Origin of the sequence: Oceanobacillus salinisoli (assembly GCF_009733865.1) — a bacterium.
Lineage (GTDB): Bacteria > Bacillota > Bacilli > Bacillales > Amphibacillaceae > Oceanobacillus > Oceanobacillus salinisoli.
The window spans coordinates 49,779-67,516 of record NZ_WOFB01000027.1 but is presented as its reverse complement, the minus strand read 5'-3'; the positions used below and the strand labels follow the sequence as shown (position 1 = coordinate 67,516).

General features: G+C 37.1%; 16 protein-coding genes. 3 read left to right on the top strand and 13 right to left on the bottom strand.

What is annotated here, in order from left to right:
• Positions 1 to 122: 122 nt before the first annotated feature.
• The 3 genes from GMJ66_RS17160 to GMJ66_RS17150 are packed head-to-tail and all read left to right on the top strand — an operon-like array spanning position 123 to position 2,574.
• Positions 123 to 776 carry a GNAT family N-acetyltransferase gene (locus GMJ66_RS17160; protein WP_156291544.1) on the top strand — a complete coding sequence of 218 codons (654 nt, stop codon included), beginning with the start codon at positions 123 to 125 and terminating at the stop codon, positions 774 to 776.
• Positions 776 to 1,426, top strand: coding sequence for an acetoin utilization AcuB family protein (locus GMJ66_RS17155; protein ID WP_156291543.1), 651 nt, complete (start codon positions 776 to 778; stop codon positions 1,424 to 1,426). The genes GMJ66_RS17160 and GMJ66_RS17155 overlap by 1 nt, the downstream gene beginning before the upstream one ends.
• Positions 1,423 to 2,574, top strand: a complete 1,152-nt coding sequence (locus tag GMJ66_RS17150; protein WP_156291542.1) for an acetoin utilization protein AcuC — start codon at positions 1,423 to 1,425, stop codon at positions 2,572 to 2,574. The genes GMJ66_RS17155 and GMJ66_RS17150 overlap by 4 nt, the downstream gene beginning before the upstream one ends.
• Before the next feature lie 536 nt (positions 2,575 to 3,110).
• On the opposite strand, the gene motS is transcribed toward GMJ66_RS17150, so the two are convergent.
• The 13 genes from motS to GMJ66_RS17085 form a co-directional block, all read right to left on the bottom strand.
• A complete protein-coding gene (gene motS / locus GMJ66_RS17145) occupies positions 3,111 to 3,896 on the bottom strand; it encodes a flagellar motor protein MotS (RefSeq protein WP_156291541.1) in 786 nt (261 codons plus the stop codon).
• A complete protein-coding gene (motP, locus tag GMJ66_RS17140; RefSeq protein ID WP_156291540.1) occupies positions 3,886 to 4,716 on the bottom strand; it encodes a flagellar motor protein MotP in 831 nt (276 codons plus the stop codon). Before motP ends, motS begins: the two co-directional genes overlap by 11 nt.
• An 82-nt stretch (positions 4,717 to 4,798) precedes the next feature.
• Positions 4,799 to 5,800: a catabolite control protein A gene (gene ccpA / locus GMJ66_RS17135; protein ID WP_156291539.1), complete on the bottom strand. Its 1,002-nt coding sequence runs from the start codon at positions 5,798 to 5,800 to the stop codon at positions 4,799 to 4,801.
• A gap of 329 nt (positions 5,801 to 6,129) precedes the next feature.
• Positions 6,130 to 7,206 (bottom strand): bifunctional 3-deoxy-7-phosphoheptulonate synthase/chorismate mutase, encoded by a 1,077-nt coding sequence (locus tag GMJ66_RS17130; protein WP_156291538.1) that lies wholly within the window; start codon positions 7,204 to 7,206, stop codon positions 6,130 to 6,132.
• Between the two features lie 187 nt (positions 7,207 to 7,393).
• Positions 7,394 to 7,798, bottom strand: coding sequence for a YtxH domain-containing protein (locus GMJ66_RS17125; protein WP_156291537.1), 405 nt, complete (start codon positions 7,796 to 7,798; stop codon positions 7,394 to 7,396).
• A gap of 15 nt (positions 7,799 to 7,813) precedes the next feature.
• Entirely contained in the window at positions 7,814 to 8,227 is a 414-nt protein-coding gene (locus GMJ66_RS17120) for a DUF948 domain-containing protein (protein WP_156291536.1), read from the bottom strand.
• Between the two features lie 296 nt (positions 8,228 to 8,523).
• The gene (gene murC / locus GMJ66_RS17115) at positions 8,524 to 9,837 is read right to left on the bottom strand and encodes a UDP-N-acetylmuramate--L-alanine ligase (RefSeq protein WP_156291535.1); all 1,314 of its coding nucleotides are present in this window, start codon (positions 9,835 to 9,837) and stop codon (positions 8,524 to 8,526) included.
• A gap of 111 nt (positions 9,838 to 9,948) precedes the next feature.
• Complete coding sequence (locus tag GMJ66_RS17110) at positions 9,949 to 11,064, bottom strand: nicotinate phosphoribosyltransferase (RefSeq protein WP_156291534.1); 1,116 nt, start codon at positions 11,062 to 11,064, stop codon at positions 9,949 to 9,951.
• A gap of 180 nt (positions 11,065 to 11,244) precedes the next feature.
• The gene (locus GMJ66_RS17105; RefSeq protein ID WP_156291533.1) at positions 11,245 to 14,052 is read right to left on the bottom strand and encodes a DNA translocase FtsK; all 2,808 of its coding nucleotides are present in this window, start codon (positions 14,050 to 14,052) and stop codon (positions 11,245 to 11,247) included.
• 1,161 nt (positions 14,053 to 15,213) lie between these two features.
• Entirely contained in the window at positions 15,214 to 15,819 is a 606-nt protein-coding gene (gene ytpR / locus GMJ66_RS17100) for a YtpR family tRNA-binding protein (RefSeq protein WP_156291532.1), read from the bottom strand.
• 15 nt (positions 15,820 to 15,834) lie between these two features.
• A complete protein-coding gene (locus GMJ66_RS17095) occupies positions 15,835 to 16,641 on the bottom strand; it encodes a DUF1444 domain-containing protein (protein WP_407939245.1) in 807 nt (268 codons plus the stop codon).
• Between the two features lie 127 nt (positions 16,642 to 16,768).
• On the bottom strand, positions 16,769 to 17,086 hold the full coding sequence (locus GMJ66_RS17090; protein ID WP_156291531.1) for a thioredoxin family protein: 318 nt from the start codon (positions 17,084 to 17,086) through the stop codon (positions 16,769 to 16,771).
• Between the two features lie 63 nt (positions 17,087 to 17,149).
• On the bottom strand, positions 17,150 to 17,665 hold the full coding sequence (locus GMJ66_RS17085; protein WP_156291530.1) for a hypothetical protein: 516 nt from the start codon (positions 17,663 to 17,665) through the stop codon (positions 17,150 to 17,152).
• Between the last annotated feature and the right edge of the window lie 73 nt (positions 17,666 to 17,738).

The window sequence follows — 17,738 nt, the reverse complement described above, 5'->3', positions numbered from 1 at the left end:
TTTTTTCTTAACATGACATAATTATTTTATTTCCTAAAGTTTCACAAAAAACTAAAAATGTTTTTCAATATCCTGTATACTGGAATTAGTTAAAGAGGTACCAATAAATAGGTGGTGAATACATGCAACACATCAAGACATATTACACTAGACGCCTTGAAACAACGAAGGGACCCATAATCATTGAAGGCCCACTCCCATCCATTGAATTAAAAAAGTATTATTTTGATAAACAATTAACTGCATTTCGGCCTGCACACAAACAATTTGAAGCATTGCAAAGTATTGCCGATTTCCCAGAAGGAAGAATACTGGTTGCTCGAACAGAAGATACCATTGTGGGATATGTCACCTATCTTCATCCAGACCCCCTTGAAAGGTGGTCTAAATTTAATATGGAAGATCTTATGGAACTAGGTGCCATTGAAATGATACCTACATACCGAGGGGAAAAAGTTGCATCAAATCTTCTTGAAGTGTCCATGCTGGATGAATTTATGGAGAATTATATTATTATTTCAACTGAATATTATTGGCATTGGGATTTAGAAAAAACCAACTTAAGTATCTGGAACTACCGGAAAATAATGGAAAAGATGATGGCTGCAGGTGGGCTTCACCCAGCACCGACTGATGATCCAGAAATCATATCACATCCTGCAAACTGCTTAATGGTCCGTATCGGTAAAAACGTACCAAAGGAATCTATAGAAAGATTTGATCAATTACGTTTCCTAAATAGGCAGAAAAATCGATCCAGGAGGGAGGGATTATAATGTTAGTAGAAGATATTATGAAGACAAAAGTTATTTCGTTGCCACCAACCGCAACCATTGCCAAGACATTAAGATTACTGCAGAAACACCGCATTCGACATATACCGATTGTTAATGAAGAAAACGAAGTCATTGGCATTGTTTCTGATCGGGATGTCAGAGATGCGAGCCCTTCCATTTTACTGGAAGACTCGGATAGCAAAGAATTGGACAACGAAATCCAAACGATTATGAGTTCTCCAGTGATAACAATTCACCCGCTCGATTTTGTAGAAGAAATCGCACGTATATTTTATGATAAAGAAATTGCCAGTTTACCCGTTGTCAAAGACAATAAATTGGTTGGAATGATAACTGAGAAAGATATGCTGTATACATTAATTCAATTGACAGGTACACATGTACAAAGCTCCTTAATCGAAGTAAAAGTTCCGGACATACCAGGAATTATTCCAAAAGTAATGGAAATATTCGGAAAACGAAAAGTGAATATTGCGTCGGTTCTCGTTTATCCATATAAAGATAATTCACTGTATAAAGTTCTCGTATTTCGTATTCAAACAATGAATCCTCTTCCAATCATCCAGGATTTGCGTGATGCCGGGTACCAATTAATGTGGCCTAATAATATACCGGAGCCAAAGATATGAGAAAAGATGCTTCCTTTATATTTTCAGATGAATTTCTACGTTATCACTTTCATGAGAAGCATCCATTTAATCAAAAACGAATCATTTTAACTAAAGAGTTATTGGAACATTCCAATGTTTTAATAGAAGATGATTTCATTGCACCTAGAAAAGCTTCAGATAAAGAACTCGCCCTCTTTCATAACCCAGAATATATTGAGGCAGTAAAGCATGCAAGCAACGGAGAATTAGAAGAAACAAAAATGAATGAATTTGGCCTTGGAACGGAAGATACGCCGATTTTTGAGGGAATGCATGAGGCATCCAGTCTTATGGTTGGGGGTTCCTTAACTGCAGTTGATGAAGTATTAAATGGCAGAACAAATCACGCATTAAATTTAGGTGGAGGTCTTCATCATGGCTTAAATAGAAAAGCTTCTGGGTTTTGTATTTATAATGATGGAGCAATTGCCATTAAATACATTAGAGAGAACTATAACCTGAGGGTGTTATACGTGGATACAGATGCTCATCACGGCGATGGTGTTCAATGGGCATTTTATGATGATGCTAATGTTTGTACGTTTTCCATCCATGAAACTGGCAGATACTTATTTCCCGGTACCGGAAATGTGGACGAACGCGGTATTAAAAGTGGACATGGCTATTCTTTTAATCTGCCGATAGATGCATTTACACAAGATGAATCATTTCTGGAAGTCTATGAATCTGCCTTTAGGAGCATCACGCATTTTTTCAAACCTGATATCATCGTTACGCAAAATGGGGCCGATGCACATACATTTGATCCATTAACCCACCTATGCGGTTCAATGAAAATTTACGAACGGATTCCCGAGCTGGCTCATGAGTTAGCCCATGAATATTGCGGTGGAAAATGGATTGCATTAGGCGGAGGCGGTTATGATATATGGAGGGTGGTACCCAGGGCGTGGGCACAAATTTGGAACGTGATGAAGACAAATTCGATTGCAACAGGATTACTCCCCCATTCATGGAGAGAAAAATGGCAACAACATTCACCAGTAGAACTACCACATTCTTGGCATGACAATGAAAATGCTTATCCCAACATACCAAGAAAAGCTGAGATAAAAGAAAAAAATAAAAAACTGTTAGCCCATCTCCTTAAATATACAAAAGTCTAAGCAGATAATGTAAGGGTTTCCTTCATTTTCTGTAGGAGACGAACGAAATTTCACTCCATATATTTCAAAAAGAAAGTGGAAGAGGCTTTAGACATTGCTAAAACACTCCGTTCAAAAGACGAATGACTTCACGATAAAGAAGATTATAAAAGGCTCTTTTATTAAGTTTTGTTGTTTTTTAACCTTGCAGTAGATGTAAAGTGCGAACTAATGAATAATTCCTATTGTGATGCTCTCGCTTGTTCTAATGATGATAGTGTGCGTTGCATTCGCTCTGGTAGAATACTTCGCTTTCCGTGGGCACGGCCACAGCCTCCTAGCGGAACCCACCGCTGCTCAGGTCTGAACACGTGCTATTTCCACAGGAGTCTAGTTATTCTGCCTATGTTAGGTAATATAGGGGCACAACACACTTTTCCAAGGGATGAGTAACCACAGTCCAATCTTTTAGAGAACAGCGTTAAACATGAAAAAATCCGAACTAAATCAAATTCTAACTAAAGAATTTTAGATCATAGTTCGGATTTTTATGGACCTTACTCCGTTCCTTCTTCCGATTCTAGTATAACGATTTCCACTCTTCTATTTTTACTCCAGTTTTCTTCTGAGTCGTTTGGAGCAATTGGTTTCGTATCAGCAAAACCAACAGATAAAAATCTTGTTTCACCCAAATCATACCTGCTCGTTAAATAACGAATAACACTGCTTGCTCTTGCACTGGAAAGTTCCCAGTTGGATGGGTAACGATAGCTGGTAATTGGCCGAGAATCTGTATGCCCCTCGACTCTAACATGATTTGGGACATCCTGAAGAAAAACGCCGACTTTATCAAGAAACGGTTCAGCCGAATCAAGTACATTTGCCTCACCAGATTCAAACAAAATGCTTTCCTGCAGCACTAACACAACGCCTTCTTCTGACCGATTAGCAGTAATAACACTGTCTAATTCATTTTCTTCCAAAAAAGACTCTACATCATCCACTAAACTACTTAATGAATCTGTTTCTTCGACTTCAGAAATATCTTCAGACGGATTCTCTCCAGCATCCAAGGGCTTGTTAAACTCATCAGATAGTTCATCTTCTTTATCATGTCTTGTATTATCAGTAGGATTTTCCATTGGTACAGCAGAAGGAAAGAAATCAAATATCATCCTGTTTTGAAATGATTCAGAAACTGCGTCGAAAAGGTCCTCATTAATTTGTGACATCGAAAAGATCAAAACGAAAAAAACTAATATAAGAGTAACCATATCTGAGTAGGTAACCATCCATTTTGGTGCACCACTCTTTTTTGTTTTTTTGACTTCCCTACGCTTCATTGACGCTCTCTCCTATGAAATCGCCAGAAACTTCCCTCTCATCCTGCTTGATTGCCTTAGATTCCCTGGAAAGAAACGCATTTAATTTTTCTTCAAAAATACGCGGGTTTTGACCTGATTGTACACCTATAATTCCCTCAATTATAATCTGTTTGATAAATACCTCTTCCTCCGTTTTACCTTCCAGCTTATTTGCCATTGGAATAAATACAAGGTTAGCCAGGATGGTACCGTACAATGTAGTAAGGAGTGCAACAGCCATACTTGGTCCCAGTGTTGCCGGGTCAGATAAACGATTTAACATCATAACTAGTCCGATTAATGTTCCTATCATTCCCCATGAGGGAGCATATTCCCCTGCTTTTTCAAACAATGCTCTTCCTTTATAATGTCTGTCTTCCATCGCTATAATTTCGGCTTCCATAATATCTTTAATTACTTCTGGTTCTACACCATCAACAACGAGTGTAATGCCTTTTCGTATAAATGGATCTTCAATATCATCTAAATCATTTTCTAAAGCGAGAATGCCCTCTCTTCGGGCACGTTCGGATAGTTGAACAAAAAGACGAATTAGTTCAGGTAACTGCAAATTATTTTGATACGAGGTTGCTTTTAAAAGCTTAAACGTTAATTTAATTTGGTCCATCTTAAAAGTGATCAGCATGGATGCTGTTAACCCACCAAGAACGATCAAAATACCTGCAATATCCAGAAAAGATGTTAACTCTTGGCTTCCCCCATTGTTAAGAATCGCCACCATTATCATCACGAATCCTAGTGTGATGCCGATAGGAGTTAAAATATCTCGTTTATTCATATGCCCAATCTCCTTAAGCTTCCGTAAATGATAAAAATAGATGCTCCCAAATGTTAACATCCATTTATATCTTATATCGGCACTATTTTTCTAATGTTGAATTTCTTATTTCAATTCTATGTGGGAGAATCACATTTTTTTCTGTTACTTCTTCTTTGTTCATGTACTTCGTTAATAGGCGCATCGCAACAGCTCCGATATCATACATCGGCTGTACGACAGTGGATAATGTTGGGCGAACCATGGTTGCAAGTCTTGTATTATCAAATCCGAATACTTCTACATCCTCAGGTACTTTATATCCCATATCCTGCACACCATGAATGACACCTAATGCCATTTCATCGGATGCAACAAAGACAGCTTCTGGTTTATTATCTAATTCTGCTAATTGTTTTGCTGCTTCCAGTCCAGATTCATAAGAATAATCACCTTGAACAATATAGTCCTCATTTATTGAAACATTAGCTTCCTCTAATGCACGCTTATAACCATTGAATTTATACTGGTTGATACTTGTATCTTCACCGCCATTTACAAATGCGGGGTTCTTCTTGCCTTTATCAATAAAGTATTTTGTTGCTTCATAAGCCGCTTCTTCATAATCGATATTAACAGAAGCCATTTCCTTCGTATCATCATATGTCGCTGCAAGAATGATTGGTACGTTGGATGTTTTAAATTGTTGCAAATGCTCCTCTGTAATCGTACCACCCATAAATAATATTCCATCTACCTGTTTTTCAAGCATCGTATTGATTAAGGCTAATTCTTTATCTTTATTTTGGTCAGAATTACTTAAAATTACATTATATTTATACATGGTTGCAATATCTTCAATACCACGAGCTAATTCGGAAAAGAAGATACTGGAAATATCAGGAATAATTGCTCCTACTGTTGTTGTTTTTTTACTTGCCAGTCCTCTTGCTACAGCATTCGGACGATAGCCTAAACGTTCAATAGTTGCTAATACCTTTTTGCGAGTGGTTGGCTTTACATTTGGATTCCCATTGACAACACGGGAAACCGTGGCCATGGATACGTTGGCTTCTCTTGCTACATCATATATTGTTACAGTCATTTTTATATTACCTCCTATGTCTCTAAATCCACTTCTATTGTTTATATCATACTCTAACATGAAAAAAATTACAAAAATATTTATCAAAATTTGCAAGCATTAGTTCTTTTGGCCATAATCATTAATAAAGTGAATCTTCAATCAGTAGGTTTTTTCGTCCCCCACTGATTGTTTGATGAACGAATTAGGGTTTTCTGGCTACACCTCCCCCACTTATCATCCTTTAAGTACCTCGTATTCCTGGAGTCTTGATCTTACAACCGGTTAATCACATAATAAAAAGAAAAGACTACTCATCAATAGATGATTAGTCTTCTCCAGAAAACTTCTTATTTTAGACGTTTTTCTAAATCCGTTAATTCTTCAAAGAACTTATCAAATGTCGGTATATCCATTTGCTGTGCCGAATCAGAAAGTGCAACCGCTGGATCTGGATGAACTTCTGCCATGATTCCGTCAGCTCCAATGGCAAGAGCTGCTTTTGCCGCAGGAAGTAATAAGTCGCGACGACCTGTCGAATGCGTAACATCTACCATAACCGGTAAATGTGTTTCCTGTTTTAAAATAGGGACCGCAGAAATATCCAATGTATTTCTGGTTGCTTTTTCGTAAGTTCGGATACCTCGTTCACAAAGGATAATGTTTCCATTCCCACTGGAAACAATGTACTCCGCAGCATTAATATATTCCGAAATGGTTGCAGATAGTCCACGTTTTAATAAAACTGGTTTATTAATTTGACCTGCAGCCTTCAATAATTCAAAGTTTTGCATATTTCTTGCACCAATTTGGATAACATCAATATATTCCACCGCTTTTTCTAAATCGGCTGGAGTAACAATTTCACTAATAACCGCTAAATCATACTCATCAGCAATACGTTTTAAAATTTGCAGGCCTTCTAAACCTAAACCTTGGAAATCATATGGTGAAGTTCTTGGCTTAAAAGCACCTCCCCGGATTAATTTAAGGCCTTTGTCTCTTATTGTTTCCGCAACCTGTGCTACTTGATCATAACTTTCGACCGCACATGGACCAAATACATGATTTTTATTTCCATTTCCTATTTTAACACCTTTTATATCAATTACAGTGTTTTCCGGTTTTTTCTTACGGGAAACAAGCAGCGCTTTACGGTGGTCGTCTTCCTGTAACTCCAAACCTGCTTTAAAAATTTCCTTAAAAATATGCTCAATTGTTGAATTTTCAAATGGTCCTGTATTCTTTGATGTAATTAAATCAAGCATTTCACGTTCCCTTACAGGATCAAACTCCTTTTTAATACTTTGCTTTGTTTTCACCTGACCAATTTCCTGAACTAATGCAGCACGTCGGTTGATTAATTCCAGTATTTCCAAATTCACTTCATCTAATTGGTTTCTTAACTGTTCAAATTCTTTCGTCATTGTATGCGCCCCCAGAAGAAATATTTAACTTTAATAATTAGTGACAATTATAGCTAAAATTCTTTTATTTGTCACCATTAGTTTTAATATAATTATAGATTTTTATGAAAAATATGATTGTAGAAAGATTTTTGCAAGTAGTTTGGATTACTAAAAAACTGCAACCCATGTGGATTGCAGTTAGTGTTTATTGCTCCAATTTCTGTACTACATCGTCCGCTGCTTGCTCATTAATATTTACTTGATCGGTGTTATCTGTTTCATTGTTAAACTTTGAAGAAAGTGTTTTCTTAAAGTCCTGTGTTTTCTGGGAAACATTTTTCGTTAAATGGGATGTTGTATCCATCGCTCGTTTTTTAATTTCAGCACTTGTTGTAAATGCTTTATCTTTCCAGTCAGCACTTTTTTCCTGAGCAATACCTTTCCAGTCTCCAGCTCGGTCTTTGGCTTGCAGTGCACCTTGATTAATATCCCCTCTTAATTCCCTTCCGGATTTCGGTGCAAAGATTAAGGCACAAGATGCACCAACGATTGTACCAACCAGCGTTCCAATAATAAAATCTTTTGTGTTAATATTATTATTATCACCCATTTTATTACCCCCTAATTATTTTTTATTCCTTTTTCTGCTGTTAACAAAGTCTACTATCGCAGCTCCCCATTTGACTGCTTGGGCAGCTTTTTCGCTATCTACTTTGGATGTACTTGAAATACTATTAGAAATCTCATTAAGAGACTGACTGAAATCTTTCATGGAATCTCCAATCCCTTTTGCACCATCGAATAACGTATCCAATTTACTCGTTTTCTGATTCATGTCATCAGCCAATTTATTCGTTTTATTTAACAATTGAGTCGTTTCCGTTGTTACTCCCTGCATTTGCTTTTCAAGCCCTTGAAGGGTACTGGAAACGTCATTCAAGGTCTGTCTCGTCGCTTTTAACGCAACGACAACATAAATAACTAAAATGACAAAAGCTACCGCAGCAATAGCTGCAGAAATGTACAATAAAATTTCCATATCGTTATCTACTCCTTTTAGCGTGTATAATTAGTATCCTTGGATAGACATTAATCCTGTAACGTTAGTTTAGCTCATTTATATTTAATAATTCCCTATTCGTAAATGCCTAAACCTATGTAAGATGTATAGATTAATCTTATTTACAGTATATATCTTTCTACTAACAATTTCGACATTAAGTACTAAAATCCTTTTATATGTCTTTTAAAAAAATATGTTTTTTCACAAACCGGCTTTCTATGTAAAAGAAAAAAGCCTGAAACAATTTCAGACTTATAATGAGATCAAATGTTCTATTGCTGTATCGGTTTATTATTTAGTGTATTTTCATATGCATGCTGAAATTTTTGAATATCACCTGCACCCATAAAAATCAGCACACTATCCTTAAATTCTGCAAGAACGTCTGTATTTTCGAGTTCCAATACTTGGCTATGATCAATTAATTTTCGCAAATCATGAATGGTTAACTTCCCAGATTCTTCTCGGGCCGAACCAAAGATATCGCATAAATAAACTTGGTCAGCTGCACTTAAACTGTCTGCAAATTCCTGTAAAAATGTTTTCGTTCTTGTAAATGTGTGTGGTTGAAAAATAGCGATTACTTGCTTATTCGGATATTTCTTTCTCGCAGAATCAATTGTAGCCGTAATCTCTTTAGGATGATGTGCATAATCATCAATTAAAATTTGGCTTCCTGCCTTCTTTTCAGTAAATCTTCGCTTCACACCTTGAAATGAAGTAAGCTTTTTAATATCCTCCGCTTTTACATCTTCATAATGACAGATGGCAATTACTCCCAGTGCGTTAAGTACATTATGGTCCCCGTACATTGGTGTAGTAAAAGTGTCGTAATACGTATTTCTTACAAACACATCAAACGTAGTCCCCTTATCAGTCTCTTGAAGGTTTTGTGCCTGAAAATCATTGGTATCCCCAAAACCATAATATACTACTGGAACCTTCGCTTGTATTTGCTGCAGCTGTTCATCATCTCCACAAGCAATAATACCTTTTTTCACACGATCTGCCATTGACTGAAAAGCATTGAATACATCATCAATACTTGTAAAATAATCTGGATGATCAAAATCAATATTCGTCATAATCGCATAATCAGGTTCATAGCTTAAGAAATGACGTCGATATTCACATGCCTCAAATACAAAGTATTCACTATCTACATGCCCCTTCCCAGTTCCATCACCGATTAAATAGGAGACAGGAAACGTCTGGTCCAAAACGTGAGCTAACAACCCAGTGGTTGACGTTTTTCCATGGGCTCCTGTTACAGCAATACTCGTATATTGTTTTAACCATTCACCCAAAAATTCATGATAACGATAGAACGTACATCCTAACCGCTTTGCTTGTTGAATTTCTATATGATCATCCGGAAAAGCATTTCCTGCAATAATTGTATGATCTTCTTTAATATTATTTTCTGAGAAGGGAAGAATCGGAATGTTCTTCATCTCTAAAGCTTCTTGTGTAAAGAAGCGTTTTTCAACATCAGATCCCTGTACGGTTTCACCTGAATCATGAAGAATTTGAGCCAGTGCACTCATTCCTGTTCCCTTTATACCAATAAAATGGTAAGTTGTCATAAAACGAACCTCCATTATGTTCATCAAATAGTTCATCCGATTAATGTTCGCAATCCTGATTTATTATAACAAAAAACAAATAAGATGAAAATATAAACTTGTGATAATAATCTATTCATTTACGTTCAAATATTCTACTTTTTCCAGACGAGGATTAGGTCGATATCTGCGGCCTTCTTTTGCTTCAGGTTCTCCATTTAGTAGGACATTATCTCCCGTAAACCCGATATTCAGGTTAAGAAGACTTCTTCCTACACCATACATATCGACTGGTACTCCTTTCGATTCGAATTCACGAATCCGCTGTTCTGTAAAACCGCCAGATACCATGATTTTAACGTGATGAAATCCTTCGTCATCTAGAGCTTTTCTTAGAGCAAATATAAGCTCAGGATTCACACCTCTTGGATCAAATGAACCCATTAGATGATGATTTCTCAAGAAATATTTGTCAACTAATGTCCGTGATGTATCCAGTCTTACCGAAGCTAGAGTTTTATTAAATTCTCTGGCTACCTTTAGAGAATCAGTAATAACATCATTGTTATAGTCGACAAGAGCTGCCAAATCATCTTCCGGGTATATTTCGTGATATGCCCTGGTGGCCGCTACCACATCACCACGAAACATTTGAATCAGTGCATGCGGCATCGTCCCCATTCCTTCTTTTCCCCACCATTCGTTCATTGCATGTGTTGCTTGAGCCGTAGATCCGCCAATATATGCAGCATATCCGTCCCCAGCCTGTGTAGTATAGTGATCATCTCGATCACCCATAAATACAACTGGTTTTTGTTTTCCAGAAGATTTTGCGGCCTTTACAACATTGTATACATTCGTTGCGACGGATGTTCTTCTTGCAAGAATTCCATCAATGATGCCTTCCAAATAACCAAAATCCTGATAAGCTCCAGAAACAGTCAGGACCGTTTCAAAGGGTTCTATCTTATCTCCGTCTTTCAAGGAATGTATTTCCAGCTTTTCCGGATTGTCAGCAAACGTATGGAGTAAGGCAATCGCTTCATCTGTTCCACATAATACGGCATTTTCCTTTTGGAAAAACTGCATCGTAACATGGTTATTCGGTACTTTTTCTTCAACAATTTTTTTGGTTTTTAAAAAATAAACTGCTGAAAACCAGCCTTCTTTTATACGCTCGTCAAACTTAAAGGTTTTATTGGTAAGGCGTTTTATTTCCCCATTCAATTTCTTCGTGATTTCTTTCATTATAGTTACTCCTTTAACTGTGTGAAGTATTCCTTTAAATCATTGGGCTCTTTAATTTATAATACGATTGGCAGTTTATTAGCCTCGTGACTCTATTAGATGAACTGTGTTGTGTAATGCCTGAAAAATTAGCCCTTTTTAACAATCGAAGCATACTTGTCAATTATATTACCATATATTTTACATTTCTTCCTGTTTTTGACTTATTAATACATCTCTTGGTTTACTGCCATTTTGCCCAGATATAATTCCTCGATACTCTAATGTATCAATAAGTCTTGCTGCACGATTATAGCCAATCTTAAATCTACGCTGAATCATCGAAGTGCTTGCACTGTTTTGACCTACCACAAAATCGATGACATCCTGTAACAGCTCGTCTTCTTCCTCTTCAACATGAACTTGTTCAAGCAGCTCTTCCTGTTCAAATAAATAATTGGGCTCTGCAATACTTCTGGCATAATTCGTTACACGTTCAATTTCTTCATCGGACACAAAAGGACCTTGAAGGCGAACGCTTTTTCCTGCTCCATTTTCAACAAATAACATATCCCCTTTTCCAAGGAGCTTCTCAGCACCACTAACATCAATAATTGTGCGTGAATCGACTTGAGATGAAACACTAAAAGCAATTCTGGTAGGAATATTTGCTTTAATCAGGCCGGTTATAACATCCACAGAAGGGCGTTGTGTTGCCAAAATCAAGTGAATCCCGCAAGCTCTTGCCTTTTGGGCAATACGGCTAATGGAATCCTCTACATCCTGTGGTGAAGTCATCATTAAATCCGCCAGCTCATCAATAACAATGACAATAAATGGCATCTTATCATCAGAGCGTCCATATTGAATCATTTTCTTATTATAGCCTTCAATGTTTCTTACACCTTCGTGAACAAATTTTTCGTATCGCTCCTCCATCTCATTAACCGCCCATTTCAAACTTTGTGTTGCAGCTTTTACGTCGGTTATGACCGGTGCGACAAGATGCGGTATTCCATTATATGGTGCCAGCTCTACCATTTTTGGATCAATCAGCAGAATTTTTACATCTTCATAACTCGCTTTATATAATAAGCTAACCAGTATCGTATTAATGCAAACACTTTTACCGGATCCAGTTGCCCCAGCAATCAATCCGTGTGGCATTTTTTGGATATTTGTTATTTTGGGTTCTCCTTCAATGCTCAGTCCAAGAGCAATGGTTAGTGGTGATTCTCCACCTTTAAATGCTTCCGTTTCAAAGATTTCCTGAAGCCCCACCATTTGTGCTTTCTGATTCGGTATTTCAATTCCAACTGTATTTTTCCCTGGTATTGGCGCTTCAATTCGAATGTCTTCTGCAGCCATATTTAATTTCAAGTCATCACTTAAATTTTTAATTTTACTTACCTTAACCCCAAGTTCCGGATGTACTTCAAATCGAGTAACGGAAGGCCCTTGTGTTGCCTTTACCACATTCGCTCTGACATTAAAATGCTTCAATGTTTGTTCAAGCAGCCTCTGTTGTTCCTCCACCCATAACTGGTTACTATCACTCTTCTTTATCGGATCATTTAATAAATGATATGGTATAAAGGTTTCCGTTGGCTCTTCTGTGCCCTGACTATGTTCACCTTGGATGGTTGATTTATGTAGTTCCTCATTCTCGTTTTCTCTTTTTAAAGTGTCTTTTGAAATATCCCCCTGTACTGTGTCATGATTCGTTTTTGAATAATTATTATTCTGTTCCATTTGTCTTCTACGCATATTTCGTTTATCACTCGGGGTCATGATTACATTAAACGGAAATACATATGGTTTATCTTTTGGACTGGTATTTGCTTTATGTTTTAGAGGTTCGTCACCCGCTTCTGCTGGTAGATTTCCCTCCGCTTTTTCCGTTGGGTGTGATACTTCCTCTCCTATCACCCGTTTTTCATCCATATCTTTTTCTTGGTTATTTTCTTGTTCGTTAACCTTTTCATCTATTTGATACTTTTCTGTTTCATTGGGCTCCTCAGATTCCAGATTAGTACTATTTCGAGAATCAGGCTGTAATGATTCTTCTTTATACTGAACTGCTTCGACGTTCATTGGATGTTCATCTGAATTTAGCAGTTGTTCTTCCTCCTGTTGAGACTTTACTGGTGATTCCGACTCTGCCACTGGCTGAAATGCTTTTATGCTTTTCTCATCTTTTAGTGGTTGATCTTCTTCATCTGATTCAGGCTCTTTCGATGGATGAAAATTTTCTATTTCAGAATCCCCTAAGAAAGCACTATTCATCTTTTGTTCTTCTTGAAGAGAATCCATTTCCTTTATTTTATTAGCGGGCCTACCACTATCCTGTTCATCTATTTTCACTTTTTCTACAACTTTTTCTCCCGTTTCTATTGATTCCTCTACAGTGGCCGCTACTTCTCGATTATTTTTATGTATGATTGATGGCTCATCTACTGATTTATTTTCCTTATTGTTGTTCCGATTTTTTCGGAGATATGCTGGAATATCATTGATTTCTTTTTCTTGTTTGTCCCTTTTATGAAATCCGAATATTGGGGATGGCACTTCCGTTACTTTAAAAGGTTCATCAGACGTCTTAACTATTTTATTATTTTGCCATGTTGATTCCTCATTACTGCGATTTCCAGATTTATTTTCGGATCGATTATTTACATTTGTTCTGGTCTTATCGATGTTTTGGGTTCTGTTCCTTAACTCGGACCTTTTTTTCGTTCTGTTACGCGTATATGCTGGCCCTTCCTCTTCTCGATTTTTGTAAGGTTTTTTTTCTTCTCCAGCAACTTTTCTTTGATTCACTCTCTCTTCAGGCTCATCTGGTATGACAGGGAAACGAAAGGACTTCTGCTTTGGATATTGATATGTTACCCTTGCCTGTACTTCATGTTGTGGATGATCACTTGTTGGTGAATGGGTTTCAGATCTTTCCTCCAAATTATCAGTATCCGTGAATAATGCTCTTATTTTGTTCTTCCATTTCTCCCACATAAAAACTCACTCTCATTTCTATTTCTTTCAATTTTTTTGCATCTTCTATTGTAGCATGTTTTATAATGTTTGAAAGGGAATTTGTTAATTGTAAGGGGTTTGTATTCGATTTGAAATGTGTTTTTAAAAACGGATGTTCGAAAGCAGTTCCACCAATTTTTCACTATAAAAGGACTATTTTCTAAGATGTTGTTGTTAACGCAAAATCTCTATAGTACAGTGTTAGTGAGTAAGTGAGTGTGCTATGTCGGTACGGAAATACACTCCGTTGATTTGTGCTATTAAACTTTCTATAAGTGCTGCTAATCGGTGTTTATTGGGATTAGAGAGCAGTTTATTTCTCTATAGTCCAAAGAGCGAAGTATTCTGCCGAAGCGTATGCAAACATGCTATCAACATTAGAACAAGCGATAGCATTAGGATAGGATTTTTTCATTCCATCGCACCTTTATATCAACCACCACCATTAAAAAGTAACAATATTTAATAAGAGAACCTTAGAAAAGCGCTAAGCGCCCGTTTAGCGACGTACGGACTGGGACTGCGATTACTCGTCCCACCGAAAACCTTTTGCGCCTGGCCATTCCAGGTGGTTCGGTGTTGCCGCGCAAAGCGGCGGTTTTAACCGAACAGTCCCCGTAGGAGATTAGATGATCTTGATTTTTACGAATGTAAAAATCTTAGTGAATCTTATGCTTGAAGAGCGAAAAGGAAACATGCCCCTTCGTAGGGGTATGCCGACGCCTGAGCGCTAGAGCCCGCTTTTAGTGAGCCTTCCTAAAAACCTGAGTCGATGTTAACTTTTACCGCAAGGGTATAAGTGCGACTAAGCCTCTGGTTTCACCAATCGGCAAGTCTTCTTTATCGTATGGAAGTGAGGGAAGTCTGCTAGTCGCTGGGCGATGGAGCTTGACATCAAAGCGCAAATTTATACTTTATTATCTTATTAGATAAACTCGCATTCGCTCGTCTTTTAGCGAATGGGCCAGTTTTTCTTATACTTAGCACCTTAAAATTTTAGCTACGCCGATACTACTTCTTTGCTAAAATTTTATACTTTCCTAACGTGTAAAAAAACAACCCTCACTCATTAGCAAGGGTTGTTTTTTTGTAAACACCTTTTTAAGATATATCACCAAAACTTATGCGAGAAGAGTCTTATTAAAACGCAAATTCTTCTCCAACATGATAAGAATCATCCAATACGTAAATTCCTTTTTCTTTTGGTGCGTTTGGCAAACCTAACTCTTTTTGTGAGCAAATCATGCCATTAGAAGGGACCCCTCGTAATTCTGTTGGCTTAATTTTCAAACCGCTCGGCATGGTTGCACCAACTTTTGCTACCACTACTTTTTGATTTTTATCCACATTAGGGGCACCACATACAATTTGCAGTGGAGTTTCCTCCCCAACATCAACCGTGCAAACACTTAGCTTGTCTGCATTTTCATGGGGTTCTTTATTTACTACATAACCAACAACAAATTTAGGACTTAAATCAAAATCCAACGAATCCCCTATACCATTTTCCGTAAAAAGATGCTTCATTTGCCCCAGCAGTTCCTCCGTTAATTTAATCGTTCCAATTTCATTTAATTGGAAATGAGTTGCTGCATTGAAAATATTATATCCCAAAACTTTTCCATCATTGGAAACAATCCGAATAATGTCACCCATTTTTTCATACTTCATCTCATATCGGTTTCCATCTTCAATCGGAATAATCAATACATCACCAACACCATTTGGATTATAAAATATGTCCATTTCGTTCATCCTTTCTTACCGTTTCTCTGGTCGATTTTTTGCAAGAATAAAGATGGGTTCCAATTTCCTGTCCTCATAAATAAGTGGAAGTGACGTAATTGGAATCCGTCCTTCAGCAAAAAAATTCATGGTCATTTGCGCTAATATATCATAGCCAGTACTATTTTGAACATCCGCAACAATGAGAACATCCTGATGTGGTACAGCAATTGCTACTTCACCTTTTGCGTTTGCTTTCATTTCTTCGAGGAAAGCTTCATTTAAGATACGGCTTGCATCATATCCATCCTGAGTGGCTATAAAGTAAAAATCATTTCCTGCTACCGTATCTTTTTTCGGTTCAGTAGATAGAGAGCGAACATTAAAGCTTGCAATTTCATCCACTCTTTCTTTGTCCCAACCCTCTTTTTCCAATAGCCCTTCATCGATTAATTGATAGGATTTCCCCAAATCCAGCGCATAAAAAATTCTAGTCTCTGCAGTATGATTCTTTGTAACTAATTTTACACCTTTTTTCGTTTCGGTTGGAAAAGATGTGGATCGAATAACAGGATAGATCTGTTTTTCCATCCCTGTTAATTGATGTGTTTCGTTCATAATACGAAGTGCTTCCGTTACATGTTCCTCTAACTCATCAACCGCATCTTCTCCTCGTTCATTATACTTTCCAATAACACTAGGCAATGAAATGGTAATCCCCTGCTTCGAATCTTTCCATTCAACCCGAAATGTATCTTTATCACGATTAAAGGAAGTACGCCATTGATTGTTAGCTAAGCGTTCTTCAAGCTTTTTCTTCATCTGTAAGTTAGTCATTTTCACCAGAAACACCCTCCTTTCTTATACTTCTAACGTTAAAAAATTGGTTACGTCAACTAAAATTTCATACTTTCCTATGGTGAAACGAAAGACAACCGGCAGAAGAGAGCCGATTGTCATATCCATTAATTTATACTGACAGACCGCTTATAAAATACGTTATTTCTTCTTTTGTTTTGCGATCTTTACTCACAAATCGCCCTACTTCTTTTCCATTTTTATAAGCAAGAAAACTGGGAATGCCTAAAATATCATTTTCTTGGCAAATGTCAATAAATTGATCCCGGTCAACCTTAACAAAAGTATATTCTGGAAAAGCGTTCTCTATCTCCGGTAATTCCGGTTCTATTACTCGGCAGTCTATGCACCAATTAGCTGAAAACACCATAATAACGTCTTTATTTTCGGTTAACTCATTATATTCAGCTACAGAGTCCAACTGTTTCACTATCATCCATCTCCCTTTTTGACAATCATAGCGCTGATTTATCTATCTTTCAAATAACAGACACTATGACTGATTTAAAGCATAGTATTTAGCCATTTTCATCATTTCCTCTGCATCATCGGATAGATTCTCTTTTGAAGTATAGGTAGTGATTTTCACACCGCCAACACCTACCTGAAGTTCGTACCCTTCTTCTTCATCTGGAAGAACACGTATATAGCCAAACTTCTCATTGTCCTGGAATGATTCAAGAATCAATGCCTGGTTAGTTTCTGCAGCGTGATAATTTAACTCACTAAATTGATCTTCAATCGGATTGTTGAATAAAATGTATGTCTGATTTCCATCCTCAAGAATTAAATTATTTTTATCCGCATTTTGGACTTCCATTTTATTAGAAATGTACAAAGCCGTATCATCCAATTCGGTATTCGACTCTATTGGAGTATCCTCTTCAAAAACCATTATGGCTTCTTCTCTTGCCTGCATTACTGCCTCTTCTTCCGTTGGTGTGTTACAGCCTCCAAGGGCTATTGTTGCAATGAAAAAAATGAACCATGTTTTTAATGTCATTTTCACTTGTTTGTCCTCCATTAATAGTCCTTTTATACCAATCATTATCTTACTAAAAAATGCATGAATATAAAAATCA